We start from the raw sequence: 20,018 nt of genomic DNA, 5'->3' as shown, positions 1-20,018 counted from the left end.
GCATCAGAGCTTCCAGAACAAAGGCACCAGCGCCACCGTCACGATCCCTGCGACAATGTTCAGGGGCAGGCCCACGCGCAGGAAATCGGTGAAGCGGTAGCCCCCCGCGGTATAGACGAGCGTGTTCGTCTGATAACCGATCGGCGTGGCAAAGCTTGCCGAGGCGCCAAACATCACCGCCACCAGAAAGGGGCGCGGATCAAGGCCCATCTGCTGCGCGATGCCGCTCGCAATCGGTGCCATCAGCACCGCCACCGCATTGTTGCTGACGAGCTCCGTGAGCACCGAGGTGACGAGATAAACCGCCGCCAGCGTTGCCACCGGCCCGCCCAGATGCAAAAGCGGCAAAAGGGCCGTCACGATCAGCGCCACCGCGCCGGTGCCCTCGATCGCGGCGCCCACGACCAGCATCGAGACAATCATCAAAAGCAGCCGTCCGTCCATTGCGGAAAGACCCTCTTCCACATCAATGCAGCGGGTGAGGATCACCACCGCGGTGCCGATCATCGCCAAAACGAGAATCGGGGCCGCATTGAACGCCGCCAGCACGACCACGCCCAGAAGCGTGAGAATGGCAACCGGGGCACGGTTGCGGCGATAGGCGCGCGCGGTGTTCGGGGCAAGCTCGGTCAGCCGCTGATCCTCCACCAGCCGGGCGATGTCTTCGGCGGTGCCCTCGACCAGAAGCGTGTCGCCCATCGCCAGCGGCGTTTCCTCAAGCCGTGCGCCGACGGAATCGCCCTTGCGGTGCATCGCCAGCGGATAGACGCCGAACCGGCGCCGCCAGCGCAGCTTGCCGAGGCTGCGCCCGATCGCCTTCGCGCCCGGCCCGACGAGAAGCTCGACCGCCTGCGCATTGCGGGTCTGGCCCGGCTCGGCTCCGGCGAGCACGGCCCCCTGCGTTGCCCCGCCGCGCAGCCCGAGAATTTCGCTGTCGCGGGTTTTGAGCACCACCGTGTCCCCCGGTTCGAGCCGCACCGCGCCGAGGTCGCGCCGGAGCGAGGCATCGCCCCGGATCACGTCGATCACCCGGCCGCCGCGCCGGGTGACGGCGGGCAGATCGCGCGGCGCAAGCCCGATCAGGGGCGAGCCCTGCGGGATGAAGAGATCGGCAAGCCAGCCCTTGGTGCCGCCGCGCTGCAGCGCCGCCCCGACAGAGGTCCGCTCGGGCAGCAATCGCGGCGCCGCAAGCGCGAGGTAAAGCCCTCCCGCCGCCGCGACGCACAGGCCGAGCGGTGCGATCTCAAAAAGCGAAAACGGCGCAAAGCCCATGTCGCGGGCGATCCCGTCGACGAGGATATTGGTCGAGGTGCCGATCAGCGTCACCGTGCCGCCGAGGATCACCACGAAGGAGAGCGGCATCAGGAGCCGCGAGGGCAGCACATCGACCTGTCTTGAGAGCCCGAAGGCAACCGGGATCAGCACCATCACCACGGGCGTGTTGTTGAGAAAGGCCGAGGCAAGCGCGGCGCCCAGAAAGAACACCACCAGTGCCCAACGCGGTTTGCGGGCCGAGAGCCTGCCCAAAAGCTCGACGAGCATTTCGAGCGCGCCGGTGCGCACCAGCGCGGCGCTCAGAACGAACATCAGCCCGATCGTTGCCGGGGCGGGGTTTGAAAGCGCCGTCAGCACCTCCTTTTGCCCGACGAGCCCCAGCGCAAGCGCCGAGCTGGCGCCAAAGAAGGCCACCATGTCGGGGGCGAAGCGCTCGCTCAGAAAGGCGATCAGAATGGCTGCAAGCAGCGCCAGCGACAGATAGGGGGCAAGCGCGCCCGGATCGAAAATCATTGAATCCTCCTGCAGGGGGGGCGCCCCCGACGCCAGAGCCCGGCGCCGGGGGACGGCGTCAGCCGAGAAGCCAGACGGCCGTGATCACCGCTGTGCACAGCGTGATGAGCGCAAGCCAGCTCAGAAGGACCGTCTGCCCTGACGTCGATGGGCCAGACGTCGATGCGCCGGACGTCGATGGGCCGGAGGGTGACGGGCCTGCGCTTGAGGCGACCGGGGGCAGGGGGGCGGAGCGGGAAGCGCCAGCCTCCGGCAGGCTGTCCCGAAGCGGGGCGGGGGACGCCGGGAGCGGGGAAGCACTTCCGCCTCCCATGGCAACGGGGGCGGCCACGGCAGGCCGTTGCCCCGAACGAAGGTTCGTGTGCGACATGAGTCGTCTCCGATGAAGAATGATCCAGAGAGTTGCGGCCCGCCGGAGCGGGCGCGGCTCAGATCATTGCCGGAGGCGCCTGCGCTGCGGGGCGCAGGTGGGGACGGCGCGGCAGCACGGCCAAGACGGGCGCGCCGACAGCTTGGCGGGAAGCGCCCTGCCGCGGCGGCAGGGCGCGCAGCGGCAGGCAGGCCAGCGCGGGCGGCCCTTTTGCCATGCGATCGACAAGCGCGCTCGTTGGCCGCAAGGGCCGCAGCTCGGCAGGGATGACCTTGAGAATCGTGTCAATGCCCGGAGGTGCGGCGGAAAACGCCACCCCTCCGCCCGGTCTTTCGAGCGCGAATGCGACCACCGCCAGCAGCGCAAGCCCGAGACAGGCCCGGGTGAGCCAGACCCTGGCCTCTTGTTGCAGACGAGAGAGGTCGAGTCGCATTGCGCTGGGCATCCCAAGAATCGTCATGAAATCTGGAGTGCGCCCTCGCTTGCGTCAATTCCCTTCTGCGCAGGGAGCAGGGCGCTGGGCGCGGTCGTCTTGCGCCGGTGCCGGCCCCCCTGCGACATCTCGCATCACATGCTCTTGAAACCGGTGTGATTTCTGTCATATTTCGCCCAGTCGCGATCTTGCGATGTTCTGGAGCGCTCTCACAGCCTGTCAGGTTGCCGAGCGGCGGGTGGTTTCCCGACCTGCACGGCCCTTTGATCCGCACCGTCCCCCTCATGTCCCAAGTTTCGTTGCCTCCGTCGCAGGCCAATAGCGACACGGCGCCCATCGCGGGCGCCGACAGCAGCACACTCGATATCAGTGACTATCTGCGCGAGGAGGCTGGCACCGCGGCCGATCCGGCCGCGCCCAGCCCCAGCCCACAGGGGTTTTGGGCGCTCGCACTGGGAGCCGTGGGGGTCGTCTACGGCGACATCGGCACGAGCCCGATCTACACCTTCCGTGAGGCGTTGCGCCCGGCCATGCGCGATGGCGATCTGAGCCGGGCCGAGGTGCTCGGGCTCCTTTCGCTGATCTTCTGGGCGCTGATCCTGATCGTCACGCTCAAATATGTGCTCTTCCTGCTGCGCGTCGACAACCGGGGCGAGGGGGGCATTCTGGCGCTTTACACGATGGTGCGGCTCGCGCTCGGGCGGCGTTCGGTGCCGGTGCTGCTGCTGGCGATTGCCGGGGCCGCGCTTTTCATCGGCGATGCCGCGATCACGCCGGCGATTTCGGTGATGTCGGCGGTGGAAGGGATCGAGATCTTCATGCCCGGCCTTGCGCCCTGGGTCGTGCCGGTGACGCTGGTGATCCTGACGCTGCTCTTTTTCGCGCAATCGCATGGCACGGCGCGCATCTCGGCGGGTTTCGGCCCGGTCACGGCGCTGTGGTTTCTCACCCTCGCGGGGCTCGGGCTCTGGCACATCCGGGCCGCGCCCGAAGTGCTCGCCGCGCTCGATCCGGTCTGGGCGTTCGAGTTCCTGCGCGAGCACGCGGGCCTTTCCTTTGTCGTTCTTGGCGCGGTCTTCCTTGCCGTCACCGGAGCCGAGGCGCTTTACGCCGATCTGGGCCATTTCGGGCGCCGTCCGATCGTGCTGGCCTGGTTCGGGCTGATCTTTCCGGCGCTGGTGCTGAACTATCTGGGGCAGGGCGCGCTGGTGTTGCGCTCTCCCGCCGCGATCGACAATCCGCTCTTTGCGATGGTGCCGCGCCCCGCGCTGCCCTGGTTCATCGCACTTGCCACCGCCGCCACGGTGATTGCCGCGCAGGCGGTGATCACCGGCGCGTTCTCGATGATCCGCGCCTCGGTGCAGCTTGGGCTCTTGCCACGCATGCGCATCCTGCACACCGCCCCGGGAAATCACGGGCAGATCTACGTGCCCGCAGTGAACTGGGCCCTGCTTGCCCTCGTTTGCGTCATCGTTATCGGCTTTGGCAGTTCCGAGCGGATGGCGGCGGCTTATGGCATCTCTGTCACCGGCACGATGGTGATCACGAGCCTTCTGGCCATTTTCTACATCCTGCTCTCGCGGCGCCTGCCGCGGCTGCCCGCATTGGCGCTTGCCGGCTCGATCCTCTCGGTCGAGGGGGTGTTCCTGTCCTCGAACCTCAGCAAGATCGGAGATGGCGGGTTCATCCCGCTGATGATCGCGGGTGCTTTGGGGCTGGCCATGGGGGCGTGGTGGCGCGGCACGCAAAAGCTTCTGTTCCGGGCGCATCAGTCGAGCACCGATCTGACCACTTTCGTGAAGATGATGGAGACAAGCTCCGTCAACCGCGTTCCGGGCACCGCCTTCTTTCTCACCGCCGATCCGGCGGCCGCTCCCGCCACGCTGATGCACAACATCAAGTTCAACGGCGTCGTGCATGAGCAAACGATCATCCTGACCGTCGAGCCATTGCGTGTGCCCACCGTGCCGGAGGCGGAGCGCGTCTCTTGGCAACCTTTGGGCGGCCCGTTCAGCCTGCTCACGATCCGCTTTGGCTTCATGGAAACGCCGCGGATTGTCAGCGCCCTGCCGCGGGCGCGGGCGATGGGGCTGAAGATCGACGTGATGCGCACGATCTTCTTTGTCGCGCGCCGCCGCCCGGTGATCCGCCCCGGAGGCGGGCCGATGCGGCTCCTTGATCGGCTGCACATCTTTTTGCATGGCTTCTCGCTTGATCCGAGCGAGTATTTCTTGCTGCCGCGCGAACGGGTGATCGAACTGGGCGAGCGGATCTCGCTCTAGCGGCCCGCCGGGAAAGTATGAGCCGATGAAAAAGGGCCGCAGCGGCAAGTGGTAAAACCGGATGCCGCTCCCCTCTCGGGGCGTCTTTGGGGGCTTTTTGCGGATTTCGACCCTGTCGACGAAATGCGCTCTCGCCGCAGCCGGTCGGGGCGCGATCTCCCGCGCGGGGCCGGGGCACGCGCCCCCGCCATGCCTGCGCGGCTGAATCTGGCGGGGGCGCGAGCGCTCGGGCCATCATCCCGTTGACGCAACGGAATTGGCGGCCCGCGTGCGGCCCTTCGACACCCCCGCCCTCCGCGCGCCAAGGGAAAAACGCATCTCCCAGCGTGCGGGAGTGGTCCTGACGCTGCGCCAGGGGGGGCCTGCGGTTTCTGAACGCCTCGGGCGATGCGCTCCTCCACCGCTTCGATATGTGGTGAATCGCCGGGTTGATCTTGGTTCGGATGCGACCGTAAGGGTGGGCCGCGCACAACAGCACAAGATCCCTGCAACGCGAAGCGCGTCGCACGCGTGCGTCTTTTGTGGAAACGCAGGGCAAGGGACGAAGAGGAGACTGGCGTTTGGAACTGATCTTGAATTTCTTCAATTGGCTGAACGGGATTGTGTGGGGCGTTCCGATGATTGTCCTGATCATCGGCACCGGCCTTTTCCTTCAGCTTCGTCTTGGCTTCATGCCGATCCGAAAGCTCGTCTACGGCTTTCGGATGATCTGGAAAAGCCGCACGCCCGGCTCTGACGCGGAAGGGGAAATCACCCCCTATGCGGCCCTCATGACGGCGCTTTCCGGCACCATCGGCACCGGCAACATTGCCGGTGTCGCGACGGCCATCGCCGTCGGCGGCCCCGGTGCGCTGTTTTGGATGTGGATCACCGCTTTTGTCGGCATGGCCACGAAATACGCCGAAGTGGTTGTCGCGGTGAAGTATCGCGAGGTTGACGACAAGGGCGAGCATGTCGGTGGCCCGATGTTCGCGATCAAGAACGGGCTCGGGCGGCATTGGCACTGGCTCGGCACGGCATTTGCGTTTTTTGGCGGCCTTGCGGGCTTTGGCATCGGCAATATGGTGCAGGCCAATGGCATCGCCGCGGCGATTGAGAACTCTTTCGGGGTCCAGACCTGGATCACCGGGATCGTGCTGACGGGTGTTACCGGGCTGGTCGTGCTGGGCGGGATCCGGCGCATCGGCGCGGTCGCGGAGAAGGTCGTGCCCTTCATGGCGATCATCTATTTGATCTGCGTGGTCGTTGTGCTGGCGCTCTTTGCCGGCAATATCCCGGCAGCCCTCGCCACCATCGTCTCCGATGCCTTCACCGGCACCGCCGCCGCAGGCGGGTTCCTTGGCTCGACCATTCTGATGGCGATGCAAAAGGGCGTGGCGCGCGGCATCTTCTCGAACGAGGCGGGCCTTGGCACCGCCGGGATCGCGCAGGCCTCTGGCTCGACCTCGAACCCCGTGTTCTCGGGCGTGATCGGCATGATGGGGACCTTCATCGACACGATCATCATCTGCACGCTCACGGGCCTTGCGATCATGGTCACCGGGGTCTGGACGAGCGGCGAGACCGGGGCGCTCCTCTCCTCGCTCGCGTTTGAGGCGGCGCTGCCGGGCTATGGCAAATATGTGCTGACGATCTGTCTGGCGCTCTTCGCGTTCACGACGATTCTGGGCTGGGCCTATTATGCGGAGAAGTGCTGGGAATTCCTGCTGGGCACCGTCAGCGAAAAGCCGTTCCGCCTGATGTGGACGATCGCGGTCTTCTTCGGGGCCACGCTGAGCCTCGATTTTGCCTGGCTGGTGGCCGATACGCTCAATGCCCTGATGGCGATCCCGAACCTGATTTCGCTGCTGCTGCTGTCGCCCATCATCGTCAAGTTGACGCGCGAATATTTCGCCCCGGGGGGCGAAAGCCGGATCTGACACCGCACTTGCCGGGGCGTCCTGTCGGATGCCCCGGCCTTTCCGTGCCGGCAAAATGCCCGCCGGTCAGGGCGAGGCTTCGGGTCATTCCGACAGGTCGAGTTCCTCGTTGATTGCCTCAAGCGTTGCAAGGCGCTGGCTCACGGAATCGGCATTCTGGCTGGCATAGGCAACCGCGATCAGGCGCAGCACCGAAAGCATCGTCGCATGGGTCGGCAAAAGGCCGTAGCTCGCGATGTGGCACGGCAAAACAATGTCGGAATGGCGCTGCGCTTGGGCGGCATGGGCGTGATCGGTGATGGTGATGATCTGCATCCGGGTGGTGCGGGCATGGGCAAGAAGCGCGCGCATCAGCTTTGGGCGCGGAGCGAAGCTCAGCACGATCAACACGTCGCGCGGGCCGGTTCGGGCCAGTTCCGAGGCCCAGTTCTGCCCGGTGCCTTCGATCTGATGCACCGCGTGGCGCAACCGCGCGAACATTGATTTGCCAAGCTGCGCCACCGCATGTTCGTCACCAAAGCCCAGAAACCACAGTTGCGGCGCCCGGCCCAGCACGGTCGCGATATGCGGCAACAGATCCGAGCGCATCTCCTCAAAGGTGCGCGTCAGGTTGCGCAGCTCCAGATCAAGGTGGTCCGAGATCGTCCGCCCCAGCCCGAGCGGCTCGGGGCGGGGCTCGAATCGCGCATAGGGTTCCTTGCGATTGCGCTCTTCGCGCGCTTGAAGGCGGACTTCTTCAAAGTCCGTATATCCGAGATTGCGGAAAAAACGGGCAGTCGTCGCTTTTGACACCCCCGCGAGCCCGGCCAGTTCCGTGGCGGTGTGTGTTTCCACAAGGCTCTGATTTTCCATGAGAACATCGGCAATTCGCCGCTCGCTCGAGGTCAGCCGCGCGTGGCGTTCGTGAATACGCAGGATAAGACGTGAAGCCATGTCAGCGGAAAGTCCTTGACCGTTGAAACGCAAGTTTCACATTTATGAAACAATGAAACGACACGGATAGCAAGATGACGACCTCCAAGGTGATCCGCGAAAAAATATGGACCAGGCTGCATGATGTGGCGAGGCCTGACACCCGGTTCCATCTGAACTTCGCCGAAGTGATCCCCGATTTCGAGGGGTCCGAGCAGGCCATCGACCGGCTTATCGCGGACCCGGATTATCAGGCGAGCCGGTTCGCCTTCATCACGCCCGACAACTGCCTGTGCGACCTGCGCATGCGGATGATCGAGGCGGGCAAGCCGTTCGTGATGTCCACCTACGGCATCTATCGCGGCTTTCTCTATCTTGATCCGGGCAAAGTGCCGGCGGGCGCGGCGCGCTATGCGTCGTGGCTTGATGGGATGGAATATTTCGGCACTCCGATCACGCTGGCGCAGATCGCCCAAATGGGCCGGTTCGACTATCTCGTCACCGGCGCTTCGGCGGTGTCGATGAACGGCGTGCGCTTTGGCAAGGGCCACGGGTTCTTTGACCTCGAATGGGGGATGTTCACCGACCTCGGGCTGGTGGGCGAGCAAACCCCGGTGCATGCGGTCGTGCATGATGTGCAGGTTGTGCAAGAACAGTTGCAGCCTTCGGAGACCGATATTCTGGTGGACAAGATCTTCACCCCCGGTGGCGCACATGAGATCGGCCGCCGCGCGCAACGCCCGCGCGGCGTAAAATGGCCGCTGCTTGATCCCAAACAGATCGCGCAAACGCCCCCCTTGCAAGAACTGCAACGCCTGCAAGGTCTGGCCTGAGCCGGGCCCTTCCCTTCCCCTCCCTCCCAAGACTGAGGACCCCCATGAGCCTTCGCCTGAACCGCCGTGTTTTCATGGCCTCCGCCGCCGCCTGCCTGGCCGCGCCCGCCCTGACCGGGCGCGCCCGCGCCGCCACCAGCGCCCTGACCATGCAGGCATCGTGGATCAATGATGCCGAATTCACCGGCTATTTCCTCGGCCTCGATCAAGGCTATTACGCCGAGGCCGGGCTTGATCTGACCTATCTTTCGGGCGGGCCCGACGTGATCCCGGAAAGCACGATCATTGCCGGGCGCGCCGATCTGACGCTGACCTCGCCCGATACCACGATCAAGGCGATCGCCGAACAGGGCGCGCCGTTCAAGATCATCGGCACGCAATATCAGAAGAACCCGATCGGGATTGTTTCGCTTGCCTCGAACCCGATCCACGAGCCCAAAGACCTCGTTGGCAAAACGCTGGCGGTGCCGCCCGTGAACGTGATCTCCGTCGAGGCGATGCTGAAGATGAACGGCATCGACCCGGCCTCGGTCAATATCGTGCCCTATGCCTACGACCCGACCCCCTTGATCAAGGGCGAGATCGACGCGAGCCTCGATTTCACCACCAACGTTCCCTACACGCTCGATCAGGCAGGGGCCGCCGCGACCTCGTTCCTGCTTTATGATTTTGGCTACACGCTTTTCAACGACACCGTGGTGGTGACCGAGGCGGTGCTGGCCGAAAAACGCGACCTGCTGGTGGCATGGCTGCGCGCCTCCCGCAAGGCCTGGGCCGAGAACCTCGCTGACCCGACCGTCTGGCCGCCGAAATTTGCCGACAGCCACTTCAAGGGCACGGGCCGCACGATCGAGAACGAGGTCTATTTCAATAGCGCCCAGAAGCCGCTGATCGAAAGCCCCGCGGGCATTTTCGCGCTTACGGATGACGGGATCGAAAAATGCCTCAGCGCGCTCGGGGCGGTCGGCATTGTCGGCACGCACGAGATGTTTGACACCTCGCTTCTGGCCGAGATCTGATGTCGGAGGCCGCAGGGATCGCTCTGCAAGGGGTCGGCAAGACCTTTCGCGGCCGGGGCAAGGTGATCGAGGCGTTGCGCGACATCACCCTTGCCTGCCCGGCGGGCTCGTTTACGGCGGTGATCGGCCCTTCCGGCTGCGGCAAATCCACGGTGATGCGCATCGCGCTCGGGCTTGAGGCGGCCGATCTCGGCAGCGTGCAGATTGCCGGCCAGGTGCCGCGGGCCGCGGCACGCGCCGGGCTCACAGGCGTCGCGTTTCAGGACGCGGCGTTGCTGCCGTGGCGCTCGGTGCGGCGCAATGTCGAGGTGCCGCTCGAAGTGTTGCGGCTGCCGCAGGCAGAGCATGGCGCGCGGGTGCAGCAGATGATCGATCTGGTCGGTCTGAACGGCTACGAGAACGCGCTTCCGGGCGAGTTGTCGGGCGGCATGCGCCAGCGCGTCGCCATTGCCCGCGCGCTTGTCACCCATCCGCAGGTGCTGTTCATGGATGAGCCCTTCGGCGCGCTTGATCAGATCTTGCGGCGGCAGATGAATGTCGAATTGCAGCGGATCTGGGCCGAGACCGGCTCGACCGCGCTGCTGGTGACGCATGGCATCGACGAGGCGGTGTTTCTGGCCGACCGGGTGGTGGTGATGCATGCCAATCCGGGCCGGATCGTCGAGGTGATCGACATTCCCTTCGACCGTCCGCGCCGCCCGCCGCTGTTTGCAGATCCGGCCTTTCACAAGCTGTGCGATCATATCGCCGAGGTGCTGCATGGCGGATGATCGCGCAGCCTCCGGCCACGCTTTGCGCAATGTGCTGATCTTGCTCGCGATCTGGGAGATCGTCGGGCGCTTCGGGCTGGTTGCCGGGGGCGCGTTGCCAGCGCCTTCCGCAATTGCCGCACGGCTCTGGATCGACCGGGGCGATTATCCGCCCCATGTGGCGGCAACGCTCATCGCCTCGGGTCTTGGCTTCGTGATCGGCAATCTTGCCGGGATCGGGGCCGGGATCGCTTTTGCGCTCTCCTCCACCCTGTTGCGGATCTTTCGCGGCGTGAACATCGTGATCTTTGCGCTGCCGCCGATCGCGATTGCGCCGATCCTTGCGCTGACGCTTTCGGGCATGGCGCCGCGCATCACGCTGGCCGCGCTCGGGGTTTATTTCGTCACCATGACCGCGACGGTGATCGGGCTGAGCCAGACCGACAGCCGCGCCGCCGACCTGATCCGTGCCTATGGCGGCGGCCGTTACGACCTGTTGCGGCTGGTGCAGGTGCGCGCCGCGCTGCCCGCGATCCTCTCGGGGCTGCGGATTGCCGCGCCCAATGCGGTGTTGGGGGCGATTTTGGCCGAGTTCGGCGGCGGCGGGCGCTGGGGGCTCGGGGCCTATCTGCTCGGTTCACTGGGCCGCGCCGAGCCGGAGCGGCTTTGGGGCATCGGCCTGATCGCCACGGCCATCGCGGGGCTCAGCTACGCCGTCTTTGCCCTGCTCTCGACGCGGCTTGTGGGGGCAACGCGCGCGGTCACACTCAATGCCGCGCTGCCAGAGGACAAGGCCGCGCCCGGTTCCTTGCGGCACCGGCTGACGATTGCGGCGCTGACCATCGCGCTGCCCTTTTTGCTCTGGTGGGGCTTCATCAAGCTCACCGGAGTGCCGGAGATGATTGCAAAAACCCCGTTCGCGGTGGTGGATTACCTGGTCCTCTCGCCCGGTGCCGAAAGCGCCCGGGCAAAGCTTGGCGCCGCTCTGATGCAAACGCTGCCGATCACCTTTGTCGGCATGGCGGCGGGGCTTGGCTTTGCCTTTCTGCTGGCGATCAGCTCCAAGCTGTTTCCCCGCGCCATCGCCGCCTTCATGCCGGTGGCGCTCGTCACCCAAACCATGCCGCTGGTGGCGCTCACCCCGCTTCTGGTGCTCGTCCTCGGGCGCGGCGTGGGGCTGACGCTCTGGGTGACGATCTCGGTCACCTTCTTCCCCGCCTTCGTGACGCTTGCGCAAGGAATCGCGCTGGTGCCGCGCAGCGCCGAGGAGGTGCCGCGCGCCTATGGCGCAAGCCGCTGGAGCGAGATGAAACTGGTCACCATCCCGGCGTCGCTGCCCTATCTCTTCGCAGCCACGCGCCTCACCGTGCCGCGCGCCATTTTGGGGGTGATGATCGCCGAATGGCTGGCCACCGGAACCGGGCTCGGAAATCTGCTCAACCAGTCGCGCGGTTATCTGGATTATGGCATGATCTGGTCCGTGGCTGCGGTCTCGGTGCTGCTCGCCGTGGTGTTTTACCTCATCGTCGTGGGGGTGGAACGGCGCGTGCTCAAGCGGCTTGGCATGGCGACGGCAGAGTAGCGAGAGCTGACCGGGATGCCTCGCGTGGACAAGCGCTGAAGGCCGCCGGCGGCGGCGCTGTCAGCATGGTGCAAGCTTCGCCGTGCAAGAGTGCCGCCATGATCGCCGCGCGCCTCGTCCTGATTGCCCTTCTTGCCCCGCTCACGGCCCTGTCCGCGCGCGCCGATGACGATCACGACCGCGCCCGCCGCGCGCTGTCGCAAGGGGCGATCCTGCCCCTGTCAAAAATCCTGCCGGGGCTGGAGGCGCAGCTTGGCGCGCGGCTTCTGAGCGCCGAGCTTGATCAGCACGCGGGCGCCTATGTCTACGAATTTGACCTGATCACCCCGACCGGGCGGATCGTCGAGGCGCGGGTCGATGCCCGGAGCGGTGCGCTCCTGAAGCGCCGCGGCCCTGCCGGGCATCGCGCGGAGCATGATTGATGCGGGTGCTGGCGGTGGAGGACGATCCCCGGATTGCCGCCGATCTGGGGCACGCGCTGGGCGCTGTGGGCTTTCGCGTGGAGTGCTGCGGCGACGGCGCCGAGGCGTGGTTTTTGGGCGATACCGAAGAGTATGACCTGATCGTGCTCGATCTCGGCCTTCCCAAGCTCGACGGGTTGAGCGTGCTCAAGCGCTGGCGAGCGAACGGGCGCGAGATGCCGGTTCTGGTGCTGACCGCGCGCGGAACATGGTTGGAGCGGGTCGAGGGGATCGACGCGGGCGCCGATGATTACCTGCCCAAGCCGTTTCGCATGGAAGAGCTGGTGGCGCGCGCCCGTGCGCTGGTGCGCCGCGCGGCGGGGCGGGGCAGCGCCGTGCAGGTGGCGGGCGATCTGCGGCTTGATGCAAACCGGATGCTGGTCTCGGTGCGCGGCCTGCCCGTGGCGATAAGCGCGCTCGAATACCGCCTGCTCGCCTATCTCATGCTCAACCGCGACCGGGTGGTGGCGCCCGGCGAATTGCTTGAGCACCTTTATGGCGATGATTTCTCGCGCGAGGCGAATGCGCTCGAGGCGCTGGTGGCGCGGCTCCGGCGCAAGCTCGGCCCCGGCATCATCGGCACAAGGCGCGGCTTTGGCTACTTTCTTCAGGCCGGGGCAGGGGGATGAGGCGGCTTTCGCTGCGGGCGCGGCTGGTGATCGCGGGGACCGTGGCGGTGAGCCTTGCCATCGGCGCCGCCTCGCTCGGGCTGAGCGCGCTCTTTTCCGCCCATGTCGAGCGCCGCGCCCTTGCGGAGCTTTCGGTCCAGCTTGATCAGGTGCTGGCGGGCATGGCGCGCGGGGCCGATGGCACGCTCTTTTTGGCCACTCGCCCGGCCGATCCGCGGTTCGAGCGGCCCTATGGCGGGCTTTACTGGCAGATCGCGGTTGCGGGGCGGCTGTTGCGGGCGCGCGCGCTGTGGGACAGCGAGATCCCGCTGCCGCCCGATGATCTGCGCGACGGGGCCGAGCATGTGCATGAGCTGCCCGGTCCCGGCGGCACCGCGCTTTTGGTGATCGAGCGTTCGGTCACATTGCCCGAGCGGCTCGGCGCGGTGCCGCTGCGCGCTGCGGTGGCGATGGATCGAGCGGAGCTGAGCGCTGCGCAGGCGGAATTTCTGCGCGACCTCGCCCCCTATTCGGCGCTTCTGGCGGCGATTCTGGCGCTTGCGGGCTGGGCGCAGATCGCCGTTGGCCTGCGCCCGCTCGCGGCGATCCGCGACCGGGTGGCGGCGCTGCGCCGCGGGCAGGCGCGCCGGCTGGGGGATGATCTGCCCGCCGAGCTGGTGCCGCTCGCCGCTGAGGTTGACGCACTTCTGGCCGCCCGCGAGAGCGAGCTTGCGCGCGCGCGCAGCCGCGCGGGGGATCTGGCGCATGGGTTGAAAACGCCGCTGCAGGCGCTCTTGGGCGAGGCCGGGCGGCTCAGCACCGCGGGGCGCCCCGAGGGCGCCGAGATTGCCGCGATTGCCGAGGCGATGCGCGCGCATGTGACGCGCGAGCTGGCCCGCACCCGCGTGGCAATGCAGGGCCGTGCGGCGCGCGCCGAGGTGGCGGGGCTGGTGGCCGGGCTCGTGCGGGTGATCCGGCGCACCGAGGCGGGGGCGGCGCGGCGCTGGCAGGAGGCGGTGCCCGCCGGGCTGATCGTTGCCGCCGAGCCCGGCGATCTGAGCGAGGCGCTTGGCGCGCTGATCGAGAATGCCGCGCGCCATGCGCGGGGCGCGGTGCGGATCGTGGCGGCGCGGGAGGGCGCACAGATCCGCATTTCGGTGATCGACGACGGGCCGGGCATTCCGCCCGAGCAGATCGAGGCGCTGATGCAACGCGGGACCCGCGCCGATATGCAGGGGCCAAAGGCTGGCGCGGGGCAGGGGCTCGGCCTCGCCATCGCCCATGACATCGCCGAGGCGCTTGACGGCAGCCTGAGCCTGCATCCCGCCGCCCCCGGGCTGGAGGCCCGGCTCCGGCTCCCCGCCGCGGAGCCCCTGAACTGACACTTCACTGACGCTGCGGGTCAGGGCGGTGTCAGCGCCGGGGTGGCACAGCAGCGCCAGATTTGCAGCGCGGAGCCTCCGATGTCCCTCCTCCCCTCTCCCGAGCCCCGAACCACCCCGGTCTGGGATCTTTTCGTGCGCCTCTTTCACTGGGGGCTCGCGGCCACCGTGGGCGTGGCGGCGGTGACCGGCTTTTTCGGCGGGGCGGGGCGCTTGCAGGGGCATCTCACCGCCGGGCTGATTGCCGCGGCACTGGTGCTGGCGCGCATGGTCTGGGGCTTTTGCGGCCCGACCCATGCGCGCTTTGCCGATTTTGTGCCGAGCCCCGCCGCGCTCCGCGCGCATCTGCGTGCAGAAGATGGCCGCCACCTTGGCCACAACCCGCTCGGCGCGCTGATGGTGCTGGCGGTGCTGGCCGCTGTGCTGGTGCTGGCCGTGACCGGGCTGTTGATGCTGGGCGGGATGTTCCGCATTGGCCCCTTTGCCGCCGGCACGAGCTTTGCCGCGGGCTGGGGCGCACGCGAATGGCATGAGACCCTGGCCATCGGTGTGCTCGGGCTGATCGCGCTGCATCTGGGCGGGGTCGCCTTCGAGAGCCGTCGCAGCCGTGAAAACCTTGCCCGCGCGATGCTCGACGGGCGCAAGGAACTGCGCCCCGGCGATGCCCCCGCCGCGGAGATCCCGGCCCGCCCGGTTCTGGCGTTCACGCTCCTTGCGGGGCTTGGCGCGGCGCTCGTGGCGGGCAATGCGGTCCTTGCGGCGCGCCCGGTGCCGGGCCAGCCGGTGGCACAGATCGACCCGGTCACGGCGGCAGAATGCGGCGCCTGCCATATGGTCTACCACCCTTCGCTCTTGCCGCGTGCCGGGTGGCAGGCGCTGATCGCGGGGCTGCCGTCGCATTTTGGCGAGGATGCCTCGCTGGCCCCCGCCACCGCGCGCGAGATCGAGGGCTGGCTCACCGCCCATGCCGCCGAAACAACCGAGACCCTGCCGGCAAAGCTTTTTGCCCGCACCGCGCCCGAGGCGCCCTTCACGATCACCGCCACCCGGGCCTGGGCGCGCCTCCATGAAGATCTGCCCGAAGCGCTCTTTCGCACGAAGCCGGTGGGCAGCCGCGCCAATTGCGCCGCCTGCCACCCCGATGCCGTCTCGGGCCGGTTCAGCCCCTTCGCCCTATCCATCCCAAAGGAGTAACCCCATGAAATCGCTTTTCTTCGCCGTTGCGCTGCTGGCGCTGGCCTTGCCTGCCGCCGCGCAAGACACCTCTCCCGCCGCGCTCATCGCGCGCTATGAGGCCGCCGCGGGCGCCAAGGCCGATGCGGGTGCCGGGCGCGATCTCTTTCTCGCCAATCACACCGGCGGCAAGCCCGATACGCCCTCTTGCACCACCTGCCACGGCACCGATCCGCAAAAGGCCGGGCAGGCGCGCACCGGCAAGGCGATCGAGCCGCTTGCGCCCTCAGCCACGCCCGGGCGCTTCACCGATGCCGCCAAGGTCGAGAAATGGTTTGGCCGCAACTGCGGCTCGGTGCTCGGCCGCGCCTGCACCGATGCCGAAAAGGCGAACCTGATCGCCTGGCTTTCGAGCCTCTGAGGGGGAAGACATGACAGGGATCACCCGAGCCGTTCTGCTTCTCGCCGCCGCTCTCGCCGCCGCCCCCGCCTGTGCCGAGGGCTGGGGCGAGGAGGAAGGGGAGCACCACAGCCGCAGCCGGGGCGCGGGCGCGCCCGCCGATCCGGCCTTTCTGGCGGAATGCAGCGCCTGCCACATGGCGTTTCCGCCGGGGTTTTTGCCCGCGCGCTCCTGGCAGGCGATGATGGCCGATCTGGGCAATCACTTCGGCGAGGATGCGAGCCTCGATACCGCCCCGCGCGACCAGATCGAGGCTTATCTGGTGGCCAATGCTGCCGATGCCGGAAACGGACGGCGCCGCGACCCGGCGCCGGGGCTCACGCCCTTGCGGATCAGTGGCCTGCCGTGGTTCGTGCATGAACACGGGCGCGAGGTCTCTGCCGCGCGCAAGGCCAAAGCGGGGTCGATGTCCAATTGCACCGCCTGCCACCGCGGCGCGGCGCAGGGCTATTTCGAAGACGATTGAGGCGGCAGCCCCGGGCCGGCAGATGGCGCGGCGCGGAGCTCTTTCAGCCGTGCCGCGCCCCAAAGCGCCAGCGCCGCAAAGCCCGCGCCGGCAAGGAAGGTCGCCGGGGCGCCGAGCCCCTGCCAAAGCGCTCCGGCGATCACGCTTGCGGCCAGAAGGGCCAGCCCGGTCAGAAGGTTGTAGACGCCGAAGGCGGTGCCGCGCAGATCAACCGGCGCGGTATCGGCGACGAGGGCAGACAAAATGCCCTGGCTCGCCCCCATATGCAGCCCCCAGAGCGCAACGCCGAGCCCCAGCCCCCACAGGCCCGGCGCCAGCGCCAGCACCAGATCGGCGGCGATCAGCAGCGCGAGGCCCGCAAACAGCAGACCGCGCCGCCCGATCCGGTCCGAGGCTGCGCCCACCGGATAGGCCGCGCTCGCATAGACAAGGTTCATCGCCACCAGCACCAGGGGCACCCAGGTGGCGGCCAGCCCCAGATCGGCGGCCCGCAAGATCAGGAACGCCTCGCTGAACCGCGCCAGCGTGAACGCCGCACCCACCGCCGTCACCGCCCAGAACCGGCGCGGCAGGCGGGCCAGATCCGCAGGGGCAAGCGGCACGCGGGGCTTTGGCCGTGCGAGGTCGCGGGGCGGCTCCGCAACCGCAAAGAGGATCAGCGCCAGCGCGCCGAAGGCCGGCCCCACCGCGACCCAGAACACGGCGCGAAAATCGCCCGCAAACGCCGCCATCAGGCCAATCGCGGCGAGCGGGCCGACAAAGGCCCCCACCGTGTCGAGCGACTGGCGCAGCCCGAAGGCCGCGCCGCGCATCCGCTCGGGCGTCAGATCGGCGATCAGCGCATCGCGGGGCGCGCCGCGGATCCCCTTGCCGATCCGGTCCACGAACCGCGCCGCCACCACCCAGCCGAGCGACCCGGCGAGCGGAAAGACCGGTTTGGTGACAGCCGCGAGCCCGTAACCAAGGGCTGTCAGCGCCTTGCGCCGCCCGAGCCAATCGGAGAGCGCGCCGGAAAAGACCTTGGTGATCGCGGCGGTCGCCTCGGCAATGCCCTCGATCACCCCCACCGCGAGCGCGCCCGCGCCAAGCCCAAAGGTCAGATAAAGGGGCAACAGCGCATGGATCATCTCGGAGGAGACATCCATCAGCATCGACACGAAGCCGAGCGCCCAGACGGCGCGCGGCAGTTTTGGCACCTGACTGGAAGGGAAAGCGCGCATGCAGGTCTCCGAGGCGTCGCGCCAGCCTAGAGCGGCCCGCGATGCAGAGCAATCCCGGCCCCTCGGGCGGGGCCGGGCCTCGGAGGGGGCGAGGGCAAGCCGCGCGCTGCCGATCAGCCCTGGCGCCCGCGGCAATGGGGGCAATCGGTGCGCCCCGAGGACCAGGGCGCATCGCACCAAACGAGCGCGCAGCGCCCGCAGGGGGGCTCGGTCAGCAGGACGATGCGGCCTTCGCACGAGGAGGAAGGGGCGGGGGCGAGAACAGTTTGCATGGCGGTCTCCTGATTGAGGGGCAGTCGAGTCGGGGTCGACGCCCCTTTGTGACGGCACCCGCTGACGTGAACCTGAAAGGCCTCGTCAGCGGGCCGTCAGGCCGGATGCGGGAGAATGCCCGCGTTTCGCGTTGCCGCCGCCCGGAGACGGCGGCCACACGTCAACCAAGGCGCCGCATGCGTGCGGCCCAACGAGAAAGGCAGAAAGATGATACGCGTCTGGGATCCGCTGATCCGCATGTTCCATTGGGGGCTGGCGGGGTGTTTTGCCCTTGCCTGGCTCAGCGCGGAAGAGGTGCAACCGCTGCACGAGTTTTGCGGCTATACCGCTGCCGCGCTGGTGGCGGTGCGCGTGCTTTGGGGGATTTTCGGCTCTCGCTATGCGCGGTTTTCGCAGTTTGTGCAGGGCCCAAGGGCCGTTGTGGCCTATCTGAAAGACATGATCGCGGGGCGCGAGCGGCGCTATCTCGGCCATAACCCGGCAGGCGCCGCGATGATCGTTGCGCTGCTCGTGTCGATGGCGGGAACGACCGGGACCGGATGGCTGATGACCCGGAGCGAGGCGCAGGCGATGCTGCCCGCGCTGGTGACGCCCGCCTATGCCGATGATCACGCGCGCGACGAGCATCGTGGCGCGGCCAGCACGGGACCGCTCAAGGAGGTGCATGAAGTGCTGGCCAATCTGATGGTGCTGCTTGTGGCGGTGCACATCGGGGGCGTGGCGCTGGCCTCTGTGCGGCATCGCGAAAATCTGGCGCGCGCGATGGTGACAGGGCTCAAACGCCCCGCCGATGCGGGCGATATCGGCTGAGCCGGGGCGCCTTTCTGCGCCGCGGCGGCCCGAAACGCCGCAAGCTCGCCAACAGATCGGACAATCTGCCCGGAGCCGCCTCGATTTGCGATTGCATTCCATCGGCTCCGCGCCTAGCTCTGCGGGGCCGGTAATAGAGTTGCAGGGTGGTGTCTCCTGCGCCTGTCTTTTGACAGGTTCTTCCCCGCCGCGGCGTTCAACCTGATCTGATCGGGAAGGCGCAATCGCATGTCTTCGGGGCTTGTCTCTGGTTTTTCCGATCCTCACCCTGACGGGCCGCGTCGCGCGGCCGGGAAAGTACAGACCTCATGCCCTCTCACCTCATATCCTGTTTCGCCCTTGCGGGTGCCATCCTGTGCGAAGTCGCGGGATCGAGCTTCCTGCAGAAATCCGAGCAATTCACGAAACTTGGCCCCACTGCGATCATGGCGATGTTCTACATCGCGTCCTTTTATCTGCTGTCGATCGCGCTCAAAACGATCCCGCTCGGCATTGCCTATGCGGTCTGGGGCGGGCTCGGAACCGTGCTGATCACGCTGGTCAGCGTGGTGATCTTCCGGCAATCGCTGGACGCGATGGCGTTTCTCGGGATCGCGCTGATCGTGGGGGGCGTGGTCATCATGAACGCTTTTTCGAGCGTCTCTCATTGACAAGGCCGCTCCGGCATCGCGCCGCATTCGGCCCCGCGCAGCGCCGGTCGATGCGGGCGTGACCTTTCCGGGCAGGTGAGGTTCGCCTCGCAATCCCTTGTTTGGAAGACAAAATACCCCCCGCCGCGGTCGCGCGCCGTGGCTGGGCGCGGTCAAAGGCGGGCGGGGCCCGCTCCGCGCGGATGCGGCGGGCCTTGTTGAGCAGAATGCACATCTGCCATGCCGCATTTGTCACCTGACAGCGCGCGCATGGCATGCCATACTGCGCACATGCGCAATCTCGCTGTCCTGCTCCGCATCGTCCTGATCGCCATTTTCGTGGCCGGGATCGGTCTGCCGGGGCAAGGTCTTGCGGCGGATGCCCCGAGCACGGCAGAGCCGGTGATGACGCTGGCGGCGCAGGATTGCGCGCGCCATGCCGCAGGGGCTCCTGCGGCGGCGGATCTGCATCGCTCTGCCTCCGGCTGCCTTGTGCATTGTCTGGCAAGCGCGCTGACGCCGGAGCCTGTGCAACCGCCCCTGCGGTCCGAGCGGGTTTCGCGCCTGACGGCCCCCGCGCCCCGGCCGCTTTCGGCGCTTGTCGCCCCCGCGCCGGAGGCCCCGCCGCCCCGCGCCTGATCTCCGCCTG

General features: G+C 67.4%; 19 protein-coding genes. 15 read left to right on the top strand and 4 right to left on the bottom strand.

The window, feature by feature from the left end:
* Positions 1 to 3: 3 nt before the first annotated feature.
* Together ACFSM0_RS12040 and ACFSM0_RS12035 are read right to left on the bottom strand one after the other, a co-directional pair.
* Positions 4 to 1,788: an SLC13 family permease gene (locus ACFSM0_RS12040; protein WP_377390682.1), complete on the bottom strand. Its 1,785-nt coding sequence runs from the start codon at positions 1,786 to 1,788 to the stop codon at positions 4 to 6.
* 428 nt (positions 1,789 to 2,216) lie between these two features.
* On the bottom strand, positions 2,217 to 2,591 hold the full coding sequence (locus ACFSM0_RS12035) for a hypothetical protein (protein WP_377390680.1): 375 nt from the start codon (positions 2,589 to 2,591) through the stop codon (positions 2,217 to 2,219).
* 284 nt (positions 2,592 to 2,875) lie between these two features.
* Here ACFSM0_RS12035 and ACFSM0_RS12030 point away from each other — a divergent pair, with 284 nt between their 5' ends.
* Together ACFSM0_RS12030 and ACFSM0_RS12025 are read left to right on the top strand one after the other, a co-directional pair.
* Entirely contained in the window at positions 2,876 to 4,873 is a 1,998-nt protein-coding gene (locus ACFSM0_RS12030) for a potassium transporter Kup (RefSeq protein WP_377390678.1), read from the top strand.
* A gap of 560 nt (positions 4,874 to 5,433) precedes the next feature.
* On the top strand, positions 5,434 to 6,792 hold the full coding sequence (locus ACFSM0_RS12025; RefSeq protein ID WP_465270044.1) for an alanine/glycine:cation symporter family protein: 1,359 nt from the start codon (positions 5,434 to 5,436) through the stop codon (positions 6,790 to 6,792).
* Between the two features lie 84 nt (positions 6,793 to 6,876).
* On the opposite strand, the gene ACFSM0_RS12020 is transcribed toward ACFSM0_RS12025, so the two are convergent.
* Positions 6,877 to 7,725, bottom strand: a complete 849-nt coding sequence (locus tag ACFSM0_RS12020; protein ID WP_377390674.1) for a MurR/RpiR family transcriptional regulator — start codon at positions 7,723 to 7,725, stop codon at positions 6,877 to 6,879.
* A 74-nt stretch (positions 7,726 to 7,799) separates the two neighbouring features.
* Between ACFSM0_RS12020 and ACFSM0_RS12015 the strand changes: the two genes are divergently transcribed.
* From ACFSM0_RS12015 to ACFSM0_RS11970, 10 genes are all read left to right on the top strand, one after another.
* On the top strand, positions 7,800 to 8,537 hold the full coding sequence (locus tag ACFSM0_RS12015) for a 5-formyltetrahydrofolate cyclo-ligase (protein ID WP_377390672.1): 738 nt from the start codon (positions 7,800 to 7,802) through the stop codon (positions 8,535 to 8,537).
* 44 nt (positions 8,538 to 8,581) lie between these two features.
* A complete protein-coding gene (locus tag ACFSM0_RS12010; RefSeq protein ID WP_377390670.1) occupies positions 8,582 to 9,556 on the top strand; it encodes an ABC transporter substrate-binding protein in 975 nt (324 codons plus the stop codon).
* Positions 9,556 to 10,326, top strand: a complete 771-nt coding sequence (locus ACFSM0_RS12005) for an ABC transporter ATP-binding protein (RefSeq protein ID WP_377390668.1) — start codon at positions 9,556 to 9,558, stop codon at positions 10,324 to 10,326. The genes ACFSM0_RS12010 and ACFSM0_RS12005 overlap by 1 nt, the downstream gene beginning before the upstream one ends.
* A complete protein-coding gene (locus ACFSM0_RS12000; protein WP_377390666.1) occupies positions 10,316 to 11,887 on the top strand; it encodes an ABC transporter permease in 1,572 nt (523 codons plus the stop codon). The genes ACFSM0_RS12005 and ACFSM0_RS12000 overlap by 11 nt, the downstream gene beginning before the upstream one ends.
* 98 nt (positions 11,888 to 11,985) lie before the next feature.
* The gene (locus ACFSM0_RS11995) at positions 11,986 to 12,309 is read left to right on the top strand and encodes a PepSY domain-containing protein (protein WP_377390664.1); all 324 of its coding nucleotides are present in this window, start codon (positions 11,986 to 11,988) and stop codon (positions 12,307 to 12,309) included.
* Positions 12,309 to 12,977, top strand: coding sequence for a response regulator transcription factor (locus ACFSM0_RS11990; protein ID WP_377390662.1), 669 nt, complete (start codon positions 12,309 to 12,311; stop codon positions 12,975 to 12,977). Before ACFSM0_RS11995 ends, ACFSM0_RS11990 begins: the two co-directional genes overlap by 1 nt.
* Complete coding sequence (locus ACFSM0_RS11985) at positions 12,974 to 14,338, top strand: sensor histidine kinase (protein ID WP_377390660.1); 1,365 nt, start codon at positions 12,974 to 12,976, stop codon at positions 14,336 to 14,338. The genes ACFSM0_RS11990 and ACFSM0_RS11985 overlap by 4 nt, the downstream gene beginning before the upstream one ends.
* An 81-nt stretch (positions 14,339 to 14,419) precedes the next feature.
* Positions 14,420 to 15,532 (top strand): cytochrome b/b6 domain-containing protein, encoded by a 1,113-nt coding sequence (locus ACFSM0_RS11980; RefSeq protein WP_377390658.1) that lies wholly within the window; start codon positions 14,420 to 14,422, stop codon positions 15,530 to 15,532.
* Between the two features lie 4 nt (positions 15,533 to 15,536).
* Positions 15,537 to 15,932, top strand: a complete 396-nt coding sequence (locus tag ACFSM0_RS11975) for a DUF1924 domain-containing protein (protein WP_377390656.1) — start codon at positions 15,537 to 15,539, stop codon at positions 15,930 to 15,932.
* 10 nt (positions 15,933 to 15,942) lie between these two features.
* A complete protein-coding gene (locus tag ACFSM0_RS11970) occupies positions 15,943 to 16,437 on the top strand; it encodes a diheme cytochrome c (RefSeq protein ID WP_377390654.1) in 495 nt (164 codons plus the stop codon).
* Here the strand turns inward: ACFSM0_RS11970 and ACFSM0_RS11965 are convergent.
* Positions 16,419 to 17,657 (bottom strand): MFS transporter, encoded by a 1,239-nt coding sequence (locus ACFSM0_RS11965; RefSeq protein ID WP_377390652.1) that lies wholly within the window; start codon positions 17,655 to 17,657, stop codon positions 16,419 to 16,421. The two genes, ACFSM0_RS11970 and ACFSM0_RS11965, sit on opposite strands and share 19 nt — an antisense overlap.
* Positions 17,658 to 18,137: 480 nt before the next feature.
* On the opposite strand from ACFSM0_RS11965, the gene ACFSM0_RS11960 reads away from it, so the two are divergent.
* The 3 genes from ACFSM0_RS11960 to ACFSM0_RS11950 all read left to right on the top strand — a co-directional run bounded on the left by ACFSM0_RS11960 (position 18,138) and on the right by ACFSM0_RS11950 (position 20,008).
* Positions 18,138 to 18,740, top strand: a complete 603-nt coding sequence (locus ACFSM0_RS11960) for a cytochrome b/b6 domain-containing protein (RefSeq protein ID WP_377390650.1) — start codon at positions 18,138 to 18,140, stop codon at positions 18,738 to 18,740.
* A gap of 308 nt (positions 18,741 to 19,048) precedes the next feature.
* Positions 19,049 to 19,390: a DMT family transporter gene (locus ACFSM0_RS11955; protein WP_377390648.1), complete on the top strand. Its 342-nt coding sequence runs from the start codon at positions 19,049 to 19,051 to the stop codon at positions 19,388 to 19,390.
* A 270-nt stretch (positions 19,391 to 19,660) separates the two neighbouring features.
* Complete coding sequence (locus ACFSM0_RS11950; RefSeq protein WP_377390646.1) at positions 19,661 to 20,008, top strand: hypothetical protein; 348 nt, start codon at positions 19,661 to 19,663, stop codon at positions 20,006 to 20,008.
* Positions 20,009 to 20,018: the final 10 nt, after the last annotated feature.

Origin of the sequence: Rhodobacter lacus (genome assembly GCF_042683065.1) — a bacterium.
GTDB lineage: Bacteria > Pseudomonadota > Alphaproteobacteria > Rhodobacterales > Rhodobacteraceae > Rhodobacter > Rhodobacter lacus.
The sequence above is the reverse complement of the archived record's forward strand: the minus strand, read 5'-3'. Positions and strand labels throughout refer to the sequence as shown.

Bases quoted from the DNA above. Each gene is read 5' to 3' on its own strand.
- ACFSM0_RS12040 (WP_377390682.1), bottom strand. From the start codon at position 1,788: ATGATTTTCGATCCGGGCGCGCTTGCCCCCTATCTGTCGCTGGCGCTG.
- ACFSM0_RS12035 (WP_377390680.1), bottom strand. From the start codon at position 2,591: ATGCGACTCGACCTCTCTCGTCTGCAACAAGAGGCCAGGGTCTGGCTC.
- ACFSM0_RS12030 (WP_377390678.1), top strand. From the start codon at position 2,876: ATGTCCCAAGTTTCGTTGCCTCCGTCGCAGGCCAATAGCGACACGGCG.
- ACFSM0_RS12020 (WP_377390674.1), bottom strand. From the start codon at position 7,725: ATGGCTTCACGTCTTATCCTGCGTATTCACGAACGCCACGCGCGGCTG.
- ACFSM0_RS12015 (WP_377390672.1), top strand. From the start codon at position 7,800: ATGACGACCTCCAAGGTGATCCGCGAAAAAATATGGACCAGGCTGCAT.
- ACFSM0_RS12010 (WP_377390670.1), top strand. From the start codon at position 8,582: ATGAGCCTTCGCCTGAACCGCCGTGTTTTCATGGCCTCCGCCGCCGCC.
- ACFSM0_RS12005 (WP_377390668.1), top strand. From the start codon at position 9,556: ATGTCGGAGGCCGCAGGGATCGCTCTGCAAGGGGTCGGCAAGACCTTT.
- ACFSM0_RS12000 (WP_377390666.1), top strand. From the start codon at position 10,316: ATGGCGGATGATCGCGCAGCCTCCGGCCACGCTTTGCGCAATGTGCTG.
- ACFSM0_RS11995 (WP_377390664.1), top strand. From the start codon at position 11,986: ATGATCGCCGCGCGCCTCGTCCTGATTGCCCTTCTTGCCCCGCTCACG.
- ACFSM0_RS11990 (WP_377390662.1), top strand. From the start codon at position 12,309: ATGCGGGTGCTGGCGGTGGAGGACGATCCCCGGATTGCCGCCGATCTG.
- ACFSM0_RS11985 (WP_377390660.1), top strand. From the start codon at position 12,974: ATGAGGCGGCTTTCGCTGCGGGCGCGGCTGGTGATCGCGGGGACCGTG.
- ACFSM0_RS11980 (WP_377390658.1), top strand. From the start codon at position 14,420: ATGTCCCTCCTCCCCTCTCCCGAGCCCCGAACCACCCCGGTCTGGGAT.
- ACFSM0_RS11975 (WP_377390656.1), top strand. From the start codon at position 15,537: ATGAAATCGCTTTTCTTCGCCGTTGCGCTGCTGGCGCTGGCCTTGCCT.
- ACFSM0_RS11970 (WP_377390654.1), top strand. From the start codon at position 15,943: ATGACAGGGATCACCCGAGCCGTTCTGCTTCTCGCCGCCGCTCTCGCC.
- ACFSM0_RS11965 (WP_377390652.1), bottom strand. From the start codon at position 17,657: ATGCGCGCTTTCCCTTCCAGTCAGGTGCCAAAACTGCCGCGCGCCGTC.
- ACFSM0_RS11960 (WP_377390650.1), top strand. From the start codon at position 18,138: ATGATACGCGTCTGGGATCCGCTGATCCGCATGTTCCATTGGGGGCTG.
- ACFSM0_RS11955 (WP_377390648.1), top strand. From the start codon at position 19,049: ATGCCCTCTCACCTCATATCCTGTTTCGCCCTTGCGGGTGCCATCCTG.
- ACFSM0_RS11950 (WP_377390646.1), top strand. From the start codon at position 19,661: ATGCGCAATCTCGCTGTCCTGCTCCGCATCGTCCTGATCGCCATTTTC.